At 71.8% G+C, this 10,906-nt stretch carries 12 protein-coding genes; 2 read left to right on the forward strand and 10 right to left on the reverse strand.

Going from position 1 to position 10,906, the window contains the following annotated elements:
- Both M8J73_RS34225 and M8J73_RS34230 read left to right on the forward strand, forming a co-directional pair.
- The coding region (locus M8J73_RS34225; protein WP_283947285.1) for a carboxyl transferase domain-containing protein at positions 1–627 on the forward strand (627 nt) is incomplete at its 5' end.
- 56 nt (positions 628–683) lie between these two features.
- Positions 684–875 carry an acyl-CoA carboxylase subunit epsilon gene (locus M8J73_RS34230; RefSeq protein WP_055542336.1) on the forward strand — a complete coding sequence of 64 codons (192 nt, stop codon included), beginning with the start codon at positions 684–686 and terminating at the stop codon, positions 873–875.
- Between the two features lie 130 nt (positions 876–1,005).
- Here M8J73_RS34230 and M8J73_RS34235 read toward each other — a convergent pair whose 3' ends face one another.
- The 10 genes from M8J73_RS34235 to M8J73_RS34280 all read right to left on the reverse strand — a co-directional run.
- Positions 1,006–2,607, reverse strand: a complete 1,602-nt coding sequence (locus M8J73_RS34235) for a hypothetical protein (RefSeq protein ID WP_249829475.1) — start codon at positions 2,605–2,607, stop codon at positions 1,006–1,008.
- The gene (locus M8J73_RS34240) at positions 2,604–3,386 is read right to left on the reverse strand and encodes a PP2C family serine/threonine-protein phosphatase (protein WP_055537760.1); all 783 of its coding nucleotides are present in this window, start codon (positions 3,384–3,386) and stop codon (positions 2,604–2,606) included. Before M8J73_RS34240 ends, M8J73_RS34235 begins: the two co-directional genes overlap by 4 nt.
- Positions 3,383–4,171: a vWA domain-containing protein gene (locus M8J73_RS45330; protein ID WP_055537759.1), complete on the reverse strand. Its 789-nt coding sequence runs from the start codon at positions 4,169–4,171 to the stop codon at positions 3,383–3,385. The genes M8J73_RS34240 and M8J73_RS45330 overlap by 4 nt, the downstream gene beginning before the upstream one ends.
- A gap of 106 nt (positions 4,172–4,277) precedes the next feature.
- Positions 4,278–4,907 (reverse strand): hypothetical protein, encoded by a 630-nt coding sequence (locus M8J73_RS34250; protein ID WP_157873078.1) that lies wholly within the window; start codon positions 4,905–4,907, stop codon positions 4,278–4,280.
- 985 nt (positions 4,908–5,892) lie between these two features.
- Positions 5,893–6,414 carry a YbjN domain-containing protein gene (locus tag M8J73_RS34255; protein WP_055537757.1) on the reverse strand — a complete coding sequence of 174 codons (522 nt, stop codon included), beginning with the start codon at positions 6,412–6,414 and terminating at the stop codon, positions 5,893–5,895.
- Positions 6,404–7,408, reverse strand: a complete 1,005-nt coding sequence (locus M8J73_RS34260; protein WP_055537756.1) for a serine/threonine-protein kinase — start codon at positions 7,406–7,408, stop codon at positions 6,404–6,406. Before M8J73_RS34260 ends, M8J73_RS34255 begins: the two co-directional genes overlap by 11 nt.
- A 181-nt stretch (positions 7,409–7,589) precedes the next feature.
- The gene (locus tag M8J73_RS34265; RefSeq protein WP_009314218.1) at positions 7,590–8,171 is read right to left on the reverse strand and encodes a GTP-binding protein; all 582 of its coding nucleotides are present in this window, start codon (positions 8,169–8,171) and stop codon (positions 7,590–7,592) included.
- Entirely contained in the window at positions 8,152–8,721 is a 570-nt protein-coding gene (locus M8J73_RS34270; protein ID WP_055515379.1) for a DUF742 domain-containing protein, read from the reverse strand. The genes M8J73_RS34265 and M8J73_RS34270 overlap by 20 nt, the downstream gene beginning before the upstream one ends.
- Positions 8,722–8,819: 98 nt before the next feature.
- On the reverse strand, positions 8,820–9,233 hold the full coding sequence (locus M8J73_RS34275; RefSeq protein WP_004983065.1) for a roadblock/LC7 domain-containing protein: 414 nt from the start codon (positions 9,231–9,233) through the stop codon (positions 8,820–8,822).
- Positions 9,234–9,243: 10 nt separating this feature from the next.
- Positions 9,244–10,906, reverse strand: a 1,663-nt coding sequence (locus M8J73_RS34280) for a sensor histidine kinase (RefSeq protein ID WP_249829476.1), incomplete at its 5' end; no start/stop codon positions are given.

A 10,906-nucleotide genomic window follows, 5' to 3' on the forward strand; every position in this document is an offset into this window, starting at 1 on the left:
ATCATCTGCGCCCTCGGCCGGCTCGACGGCCAGGTGGTCGGCATCGTCGCCAACCAGCCGCAGACCCTCGCGGGCGTCCTCGACATCGAGGCCAGCGAGAAGGCCGCGCGTTTCGTGCAGATGTGCGACGCCTTCAACATCCCGATCGTCACTCTTCTGGACGTCCCCGGCTTCCTGCCTGGTGTAGACCAGGAGCACGGTGGAATCATCCGCCACGGCGCGAAGCTGCTCTACGCCTACTGCAACGCGACCGTGCCCAGGATCTCCCTGATCCTTCGGAAGGCCTACGGAGGTGCGTACATCGTCATGGACAGCCAGTCCATCGGTGCCGACCTCACCTACGCGTGGCCCACCAACGAGATCGCGGTGATGGGCGCCGAGGGTGCCGCCAACGTCATTTTCCGCCGGCAGATCGCCGACGCCGAGGACCCCGAGGCCATGCGTGTCCGCATGGTCAAGGAGTACAAGGCCGAGCTGATGCACCCGTACTACGCGGCCGAGCGCGGCCTCGTGGACGACGTCATCGACCCCGCGGACACCCGCTCCGTGCTCATCCGCTCCCTGGCGATGCTCCACACGAAGCACGCCGACCTGCCCTCCCGCAAGCACGGCAACCCGCCGCAGTAATCCGCCGGTTCCTTCGCCGTACCCCTGCGGAAACCTCATCCACGGAGACTGACTTCATGAAGCTTCCTGATATTCGCGTCGAGAAGGGCCACGCCGAACCCGAGGAAGTGGCCGCGATCACCGCGCTGCTCCTCGCCCGAGCGTCGGCCCGGCCCGCCGAGACCCCGGTCCACCGCGGCCGCGCCCGCGCCGGCTGGCGCCGCCTGGAGCGCGAGTCCGGCTTCCGGGCCCCGCACAGCTGGCGCTGAGCGGACCCGACCGCCGTCACCGGAGAGGACCGGAACCCCCTGAGTGGGGGTTCCGGTCCTCTCCGGTCTTCCGGCGGCGCGCTGACGCTCCGGCCCTTCCCGCGGCCTCGCCCTGCGGTTCCGTGCCTGGTCAGAGCACCGCGACGATGCCCCAGACGATCAGCCCCAGGAGGGCGAGCGCCACCAGCAGCATGCCGCAGCCGACGGCCAGGGCGGCGGAGTCGCCGTTCCCGGAGCCGGTGGCCGCGCCCGGCTTCGGTGCGGGAGCGCCGGGGGACCTCGTGGGCGGGGGCGGCGGGGGCGCGGCTGCCTGGGCCGAGTCGGAGGGCCCCGTCCCGTTGCGCGCCGGACCCGAGCGGGTCGGGCCTGAGCGGGACGGACCTGTTGTGGAGGGGCCCGTGGACGAGGGGCCCGCAGGTCCGGCGGGCCCCTGCGCGGGGGAACCCGGTCCGGCGGACCCCGGAGCGGCGGTACGCGATCCGGCCGATGCCTTGCTCGCGGCCGATGCCGGCCTACCGGCCGCCGTGGGCCGGGACCGGGCGGACGTGGACGCCGCCGCGCCGGAAGGTCCCGTCCGGGACGGCCCGGCGGGTGACGAGACGGGCCGCGACGGGGAGGCGTACCCGTTCGCGGAGGCGGACGCGGACGACGCCCCCGCCGCACCGGCCCGTCCGTGCGAACGGGTGAAGGGGTCGGACTGCCCCTCCGCGAGACGGCGGCACCACGGACACACGCCGAGATGACCACCGTAGGAGTGCGCCGGAACCTGGGAGCACTGGGCGACGTCCTCACGGACGTCGTCGAGCGCGGCCAGCCACGCCGCCGAGGACGGCCGGCGCGCCGGTTCCCGCAGCCCCGGCCCGAACGTGGCCCTCGCCAACCGGAGCACCGCGGGCGGCACCACCGCGGGAGGCAGCAGGTGGGCGGGCAGCACCACGCGATCGGGATGGACGAGGAAGGACGTGCCGGTGACGATGTTGTCCTTCCGGGTGGATTCCTCGGAGCCGTACTTCGGGGCTCCGTCGAAGGGATGGTTTCCCGCGGTGAGCAGCTGGTAGACGAGGACCGCCAGGGCGAAGTCGTCCGAGTGCCGTGTCGGCTGCGTCCCGTTGTGGCGCTCGGGGCAGGCGTAGTCGTCCGTGAAGGCGTCGGAGCCGAAGTCCTCGCCCGTCAGCGCGTCCTTGAACGCGAACGAGTCACAGTCGAGCAGGGTGATGTAACCGCTGCGGTCCGCGACCGCGTTCGCGCTGGACAGGTCACCCACCACGAAGCCCTCGACATGCAGCCGGGCCGTCATGTACGCCAGGTTCGCGGCCACCCCGAGCAGGAACTTCCAGTCCGTGGCGCCGTCCAGGCGGTGCAGCCGCACATGCTTCTGGAGCAGGCCCTTGAGCGGGGTGTGCGCCGACGGCTCCAGCCTCGGCATGCCGTAGCCGACCGGCCGTCCACCCGACTCGATGAGGTCCGTCGGCCATGCCAACAGCGGAGGCTGGCCCGGCTGGAGCTTCTCCTCCGCCAGGGGCCGGGCCCGCAGCATGGCCGTGAGCCGGCGCAACTGGGGCTCGTTCGGGGAGCGTTTGTAGATCTTGGCGGCGAGGTCGGGACGTTCGCGCAACGCCCACACGTCGCCGTATCCGCCCTCCCCGAGCGGCTCACCGTCGCGTGCGACCGGTGTGCCGTCGCCGAGCACCAGAGCGCTGATGTCATGGCTGCCGTCGTCTGTCGTCGTCATGTCCGGATCGCCCACAGAAGAGTCTTGTCGTCACCGGTCACCCTGGTGATCTGGTCCGAGGCCAGGAAGGCGGCCAGCCACCGTTCCTCCTCGCCGGGGTCGTACGAGGGGTGGCCGAGCCGCTCGAAGAGATGGCCCACGAACGCGTCGTGCGGCAGCGGCGGGCCGGCCGGGGTGCGCTTCAGCAGCGCGTTGGTCAGCCCGTCCGTGGACAGCATCACCCCGTCGATGCCGGCGTCCCGCACGCAGTCCACCCGGACGTGATCGACCGCGCCCGGTGAGCCGACGAACACCGTCTCGTTCGCGTACTCGCTGCGGACATGGGGGCGGGGCAGCAGATGGTACGAGCCCCGGGCACCGCCCCCGTCGGTCCGCAGCAGCACCAGCCCGTCACCGATGGACAGTTGCCCGAGCCAGCCCTCGGCCAGCACCGCCACCGTCAGCGTCGTCGCGTACGGAGCGGGGTCGCCGCCGCACCACCTCAGGAACGTCTTCCGGACCCGCTGGAAGGCATCGAGCAGCTGCTTCTTGCGGGCGTAGACGTCCGGGTGGTCCGCCCAGGGCGTCGCCACCGCCGTGAACGCGTCCACCGCGAGCGCCACCACCTGCCGGGACCCCTCCTCCGAACGGGGGGCGCTGCCCGCCCCGTCCGCCACCGCCAGCACCAGGCCCGTCCCGGTGTGCCGGTGCTCCAGTGCGTCCTGGCACGGCAGCCGGTCCTGGAGGTGCCGGTAGCCGATCACGCTCGTGCCGTGCACCCGCCAGCCGGCGGCGCTCACGCCGGCACCTGCCCGCCGCCGCGCCTGCTCTTGAGCCGGGCGAAGATCTCCTGGAACTCGGCCTCGGCCGCACCGCCCTGCGCGGCGCGGGCGCTGTGCGACATCGCGGCGAGCAACTCCTTGAACGGGAACCCGTCCAGCCAGGCGTGATATTTCGGCGCGAGCTCCTCCAGCACCGCCTCCGCGCCGCTGTGCTGTTCCCCGACGCCCACCGCGAACAGACGGAACCGGCGCTCCTCCTCCGCCTTGCGCAGCTCGGGCAGCAGGTCGCGGTAGGCGTGTGAGAACTGACCGCGCTCATTGCTGGGGTACCCGTCCGTGACCACACAGATCTGCGGCCGGTAGTACGTCAGTCCCGAGGTGCGCAGTCCCGCCTTGTAGTCCGCGACCACATCCATCGCCAGGCGCAGGGCCCGGTCCAGCAGGGTCACCCCGTGCGCGCGCAGGCGTGGCGGACGGAACTCGTGCGCCGGGACGAACGGGCTGTGCGGCCACACCGGCGCGGTCTTGCCGAGCGGTACGTCGCCCTGCCACACCGTGATGTGCTCGGGACCGCCGAAAGTGATCATGGCTACGTCCACGGCGGCGCCGAGCGCCATGTCGTCCACCAGGCTCTCGGCCCAGGAGGTCAGCGCGGTGTTGAGAGCGTTGATGGCGCCCTTGGTGGCGAGCGAGCTGGAGGCGTCCAGGCAGAGCAGCAGCGGCAGCCGTTGGGCGCTGTCGAACTCGAAACCCGTGTAGGGAAAGGGGAGTGGGGCCTCGTCGGAACCAGGATGGTGAGTCACGGCTTCTCCGTGGTGCTGTGGAAGGACAGGACAGTGGGACAAGAGGGGGAGGAGGACCGAGGGGCTCGGTGGCGGGACGTGGCGGGATGTGGTGGGACGTCAGGGGTCAGCGGAGCGGGCGGGCAACCAGCACCGGCGGATCGGACAGTGGGTCCGCGTCCGTGCCCGTGCCCGTGACCTTGATCCGGACGGGACTGCCGGGCTGCGGGAACGCGTCCGCGGGCCCGTGCCAGTGAGCGCGGCGCAGGACGCCCTCCCACTCCACGTATCCCTGCGGGCGCAACCAGGTGACCGCGGTCGCGATCCTGCTGCCCGAGCCCAGGTAGAGAGTGGGCGGCTCGCCGCCGAACCCCTCGTCGTGCGCGGGCCCGGAGTCGTCCACCTCCGGCGGGAGGGAGCCACCGGGTGGGAGCAGGTCACCGGGGCTGGGCTGGGCGGAGTCGCCGGACGGAGCGGAGGGATCGGACAGGCCGACGCGACCGGGTTCTTCGGTGGAGCCGGGCAGGCGTGACGCGCGGGGCGGTTCGCACACCTCCCGAGCAGCGGGGGAATTGGGTGGCCCGGAGGTTCCGGATGGTGCCGAAGGCGTGGGCGCCACCGAGGCGGGGCTGATCGGTGAAGTGGAGTCCAGCGGTGAGGTGGAGTCCAGCGGTGAGCCCGGTGTGGTCGACGAGCGCGGGGTGAGCGGTGCGGTGGAGGAGAGCCGGGTGTCGTACGCGGCGGTGGGGGGCTCCATGCGCTGGGGCTCGGTTGACGGCCTGTACGGCGTGGCCGACGACGTGTACGGGTGCTCGCGCGCTGGCAAGGCCGGCCGATCCGAAGCCGCACGCTCCCTGCCGCGCACAGGAAGCCCCGGAAGCGTCGGAAGTGTGGGGAGATCCGTAGGATTCTGCGCTCGCCCCGCTTCCGTGGGTTCCCCGAGTCGCCCGGGGGCGTGATGCCGCCGGGATTCCCGCCCCGGGCCCGACCCACCGGGCGTGCCGTTCCCCTCACACGGGTTGTGCGCCTCGAACGCGCCGGGCCCCTCGAAGGCGCCGACCCCCTCGAACGGGCCGTGGTTCTCGAAGCCCGCGCCCTCCTCGACTGTGCCCTGTCCCGCGACGCCGGCCCGCTCCTCGACACCTTCCGTGTCACCCGAACCGCCGTAGTCACCCGAACCGTCGTGGCTGCCCGAACCACCCGAACCGTCGTGGCGGCCCGAACCGCCTCGGCCACCCGAACCGCCCTCGCGGCCCGAACGACGCTGGCCACCCGAACCGCCGCGCATCCGTCGCTCGGCATCGCCCTGGGCCCACTGAGCCAGCGCGACGCCCGACCACTCCAGCAGCCGCCCGGGGAGGCCGAGCAGCCGGCGCACATCGGTCCGCAGTCGGCGGCCCTCGACCGGGCGGTTGCCTCGACGAGGGCGTTCGTGCCCGGCTGCCGGGGTGCGACCACCGCTGCGGCCCCGCCGGTCGGCCCGCCGGTCCGTCCGCCCGTCGCGCCGCCGGTTCCGACGACCTCCCTCGTCGCGGCGCTCGGGCCCCTGACCTCTCCCTTCGCCGGACCCAGTCCTGTTCCCCTGCCTGCGCCCTTCCCTGTTCCCTTCCCTGTTTCCCTCCCGATGCCCGTTGGCCGGGCGGCGGGCGGGGCGGCCGCGGGTGGCCCAGATCAGTGCCATCCCCACGGTGATCAGCGCCAGCAGCGTCGCCATGAGTGTCTGGAAGACGAGATACACCGGCTCACCCCCGTGCGGCCAGGTCGTCGGCCGACCGCAGGGTGTGTCCCAGGTCCCGGCACTCCGTGAGCAGCCGGGCCGCACGCTCCAGTACGGCGTCCAGCGTCGCGTCGAAACCGGCCGGGGTCATGTGCGCCGGCAGCGGCAGCGTCGACACGGCGGAGAGCAGCGGGAGTTCGGTGCGGTCGTAGCCGAGCACGGCCGTGGGGGTCACCTCGCGCGCGTTCCACGCGGTGGCCGCCGCGGCGGTCGGGGCGACCCGGTCGGGTGGCACGAGGGTGCCGTCCGTGACGATGACCACGACCGTCCCGCCGGCCTGGTTGAAGTCCACGACGAGTGCCGGTCCGGGGCCCTGCCCGGCCGGGCCGTGGCCACCGCCGTCATGTGCGCCCACGGCGGCCCCGGCCGCGATGTCGACGCTGAGCGCGCCGTGTTCGGCGGTGACCCGGGCGCCCCGCCGTCGTGCCCAGGTGCGGGCCAGCGCCTCCCAGCCGTCGCTCAGGGGGACAAGGGGGTCAGCGGTCATGGTGCGCGAGTGCCTTCCGGATGAGTTCCTGGGTCAGTCCCGCCTCCAGCAGCCGGACGGCGGCGGGCCGCAGCGCACAGCCGCCGCCCGGCTCCGGCGGCCCCGGCACCCGGCACCGGTGCGGCGGCCTCGGCGTCGTAGGCCCGTGCGGTGGGCGGACGCTCGGCGGGGGCGCGTGCCGCGGCCGGGTCGGCGCGTCCGCCAGGGCGGTCAGTGCGGTCATGAGCTCGAGTGGCGTGGGCCGGGCGCGGGGCGCGTAGGAGAGACATGCGGTGATCAGCCGGGCGAGGTCCCCGGGCACTCCGTCGAGGTCGGGCCGGGTGGCACTCAGGATCCTGCGGTTGGCGTCCCGTCCGGTGCCGAACGGCGCACGGCCGGTCGCCGCCTGGGTCAGGACCGCGCCGAGGGCGAAGATGTCGACCGCGGGGGTGGGCCGGTGCCCCGTGAGCTGCTCGGGGGCCATGTAGCCGGCGGTGCCCAGAACGGCGCCCGGCGCGGTGAGCCCGCTCGCCTCGGCCGCCGACCTGGCGATGCCGAAGTCGATGAGCCGGGGTTCGTCGCCCTCCAGGACGATGTTGCTGGGCTTGAGGTCGCGGTGGATCACCCCGCGTTCGTGCACGGTGGTGAGCGCCTCGGCCAGCATCAGACCGAACCGTCGGACGAGCCCGGCGGGGAGTGGTCCTTGCTCGCGGACCCGTACGGCCAGGGTGGGGCCGTCCACGTAACGGGTGGCGAGCCACAACGGGGCCGTCCGGGTCTCCGCGTCGTACACCGGCACGGTGTAGGGGCAGTTCACCTCGCGGAGCGCGGCCACCTCGCGCTCGAAGCGCAGTCGTAACTCGCTCTGCCCGGCGAGGTCCGCACGGATGACCTTGACCGCCAGGCGCTGCCCACCGGGCGTGCGGCACAGATAGACCGTGCCCATGCCGCCACCGCCGAGCAGACCGACGATCGTGTACCGCCCCACCCTGGTCATACCGCCGGGCCAGTCCATGTGTCCCCCGATGTTCCCGGCGCCGACAGCCGTCCCCCTGACCTGTCGTCGCGCCGCAGGTCGCTCAACGTACCCGACAGCGCACACGGAGTGGATGGATTTGCTGTTAGTACGACAAAAGCCGCGTTCTCCCGGGGATACGGGAGAACGCGGCTCTCGGGGCCACGCGGGGGAGCGGTTCCTACCGCAGGCGCGCCATCAGCGCGTGCTCGACCAGAGTGATCAGCGCCGACTTCGCGTCGGCCCGGTGCCGCGCGTCGGTCGTGATGATCGGTGTGTCGGGCCCGATCTGCAGCGCCTCACGGACCTCGTCCGGGTTGTACGGCTGCTGGCCGTCGAAGCCGTTCAGGGCGATGACGAACGGCAGCCCGCTGTTCTCGAAGTAGTCGACCGCCGGGAAGCAGTCGGCCAGCCGCCGGGTGTCGACGAGCACGATCGCGCCGATGGCGCCACGGACGAGGTCGTCCCACATGAACCAGAAACGGTCCTGGCCGGGCGTGCCGAACAGGTACAGGATCAGGTCCTGGTCCAGGGTGATACGGCCGAAGTCCATGGCGACGGTGGTCGTCGTCTTGTCTCCGGTGTGGGTGAGGTCGTCGATGCCCGCGGAAGCGGACGTCATCACGGCCTCGGTACGCAGCGGGTTGATCTCCGAGACGGCCCCGACGAACGTGGTCTTGCCCACGCCGAAGCCACCCGCCACCACGATCTTCGCTGAGGTGGTGGAGCGGGAAGGACCGCCGCTAGAGCTTGCGAAGTCCACTGAGCACCCTTTCGAGCAGTGTCACGTCTGGCTGGCCGCCGGCGTTCTCGTCGCCGCCGGGCTGATGGATGGCGACCAGGCCCGCCTCCGCCAAGTCGGCGACGAGGATCCTGGCCACGCCGAGAGGGATCGTCAGGAGGGCCGAGATCTCGGCCACCGACTTGATCTCCCGGCAGAGGTTGCAGATCCGCTGATGCTCGGGCAGTTGGCCCTGCATCTGGTGCGGCTGCGCGGTGGTGTGCACCAGCGCCTCGATGGCGAGCTGGTAGCGCGGCCTGGTGCGGCCGCCCGTCATGGCATACGGGCGCACCAGGGGGTTGCTCGCCCCTCCCGCGGGGGACGGCTCGGGGCTGCGGCGCTGCGGCTGTACCGGCTGGATGCGCGGTGCCGGCGGCTGGTCGTACGGCGAAGGACCGGGGCCCTGCGGTGCGTACGGCTGCTGGCGGCTCGGTGCGGAGGGGAAGTTGTACCGATTCTGGTCACCCTGGCCCGGCCCCTGGCCAGGGTAGGACCAGTTGCCCGACGATGAACCGCCTGGGGGTGTTGCCACGTTCTCTCCTCCTCCGACTGTGCTGGCATCCATGGCTCATTGGAAGCCGCGTCCCGAAACCTTACGGCCCCGGGACGCCAAAACGCACCGTCTCACTGTTAGTTGAGCAGGCTGCCCTGGAGCTCCGCACGAAGATCGGGCGTCAGGACCGTGCCGGCACGGTCCACCAGAAGGGCCATCTCGTACCCGATGAGGCCGATGTCGGCTTCCGGATGTGCGAGAACGGCGAGCGAGGAACCGTCGGAAATGGACATGATGAACAGGAATCCCCGCTCCATCTCCACAACCGTCTGATTGACGCTGCCACCTTCGAAAATGCGGGAGGCACCCGCGGTCAGAGAGGTAAGACCCGACGCGACGGCCGCCAGCTGGTCGGCTCGGTCGCGCGGAAACCCTTCGGACATCGCCAGAAGGAGTCCGTCGGCGGAGACCACCACCGTGTGGGACACCCCGGGGGTGTTGTCCACGAAGTTGGTGATCAACCAGTTCAGGTTCTGTGCCGCCTGGCTCATCGGGCTCACACTAACGCTCCTGGTTGTAGGTGCTGTCAGGACCGAAGCCCTGGCCGTTCGTTTCACTGCCTGCGTTGCGTCCTCGTTGGACACCCCGGCGCAGGTTGCTCAGCCTGCCCCGGACGTCCTCCGGGGCGCGGGAGATCTGTGGACCTCCCTGCGGGGTCGTCGTGGCGGCCCCCTCGACCAGATTGGCCTTGGGTACCCGCCGCGGCAGGCCGGAGGAGGTGACCCCGCCCGCCTTCGGCTTCTTCAACTGGGACGCCTGCTGCCAGCGCTCGTCGTTGGCCGAGCGCCAGTCGCCGTTCGTCCCCCCGGTCGTCGGCTGGTCCTGGGACACATCCCGTCGTCCGTTCACGGCGCCCGCGCTCGTGCCGCCCATGCTCGCGGTGGACCCGCGACGGGGGAGGCCGGCGTCGGTCAGCGCGTGGCCGGCGGAGGGAGTGGATCCCGGACGGTCGAAGCCTACGCGGTCCGGCTCCTTCACGTCAGCGGCCTGCGAAGATTCCGGTTCCGGAGCGTACTCGGAGCGGTAGGAGCTCTGGTAGTCCTGCTGCTGCGGCCAGTCGTCCTGATAGGACGACTCCTCGAAGCCCGAGTAGGTCTCCTGGGCCGCCGGGGCCTGCTCCTCCTGTGCGGGCTCCGCATAGGCGGGCTCCGGGTAACCGCCGGTCGCGGGGAACGTGTCGCTCCCGCCCCGCGGCTGCCCGTTGCCGTTCTGCACGGCGCCGCCCTGACCGAAGTACGCCTCGTCGTACGACGGCTGCTGCGGCTCCTCGTACGCCGTCTGCTGGTCGTAGGCCTGCTGCTGGTCCACATAGGCCGTCGCGCCGTTGTCGTAGGACGGCTCGGGCGCCTGGAAGTCGTCGCCGTAGCGCGGCGGCTCGATGGCCGGGTTCTGACCGTGCGTCTGGGCCTCCAGGGCCGCACGGCGCTCCTCACGCATCAGGGAGCGGCCCACCGGGTCCAGCTCGCGGATGTCGTTGGGTATCTCGTAGCGGCTGTCGTCGAAGCCCAGCTCCGCGGCGGTACGCATCGGGGCGCTCTGCTGCTGCTGCTGGAACGCGTGCTGCTCCGGGATGATCTGGGAGACCGTGAACTGGTCCGCCAGCGGCTGCTGCTCGCCACCGCCACCATGGGTGATGACGTCCGGGAGCATGACCAGGGAGGTCGTGCCGGCCTGCTCGCCGGAGGGGCGGAGCTGGACGCGGATGCCGTGGCGGTCGGAGAGGCGGCCGACCACGAACAGGCCCATGCGCTGGGAGATCGCGGCGTCCACGGTCGGCGGGTTGGCCAGCTTGTGGTTGATGTCGGCGAAGTCCTCGGCGGTGAGGCCGATTCCCTTGTCGTGGATCTCGATCATCACGCGGCCGTCGGGCAGACGGGTCGCGGTGACACGGACCTTGGTCTGCGGTGAGGAGAACGTGGTGGCGTTCTCCAGCAGCTCGGCCAGCAGGTGCACGAGGTCGGTGACGGCGCGGCCGTGGATCTCGGCCTCGGGGACACCGGACAGCTCGATGCGCTCGTACTGCTCCACCTCGGAGGAGGCGGCGCGCAGCACGTCGATGAGGGGGACGGGCTGGTCCCAGCGGCGGCCGGGTTCCTCGCCGGCGAGGACCAGGAGGTTCTCGCCGTTGCGGCGCATACGGGTGGCCAGGTGGTCCAGCTTGAAG

The organism is Streptomyces neyagawaensis, assembly GCF_023516595.1.
Taxonomy (GTDB): domain Bacteria; phylum Actinomycetota; class Actinomycetes; order Streptomycetales; family Streptomycetaceae; genus Streptomyces; species Streptomyces neyagawaensis.

Coding starts and splice junctions, on each gene's coding strand:
- M8J73_RS34250 (WP_157873078.1), bottom strand. CDS start 4,907: ATGGAGCCCCCCACCGCCGCGTACGACACCCGGCTCTCCTCCACCGCA.
- M8J73_RS34255 (WP_055537757.1), bottom strand. CDS start 6,414: ATGACCGCTGACCCCCTTGTCCCCCTGAGCGACGGCTGGGAGGCGCTG.
- M8J73_RS34260 (WP_055537756.1), bottom strand. CDS start 7,408: ATGGACTGGCCCGGCGGTATGACCAGGGTGGGGCGGTACACGATCGTC.
- M8J73_RS34275 (WP_004983065.1), bottom strand. CDS start 9,233: ATGAGCCAGGCGGCACAGAACCTGAACTGGTTGATCACCAACTTCGTG.
- M8J73_RS34230 (WP_055542336.1), top strand. CDS start 684: ATGAAGCTTCCTGATATTCGCGTCGAGAAGGGCCACGCCGAACCCGAG.
- M8J73_RS34235 (WP_249829475.1), bottom strand. CDS start 2,607: ATGACGACGACAGACGACGGCAGCCATGACATCAGCGCTCTGGTGCTC.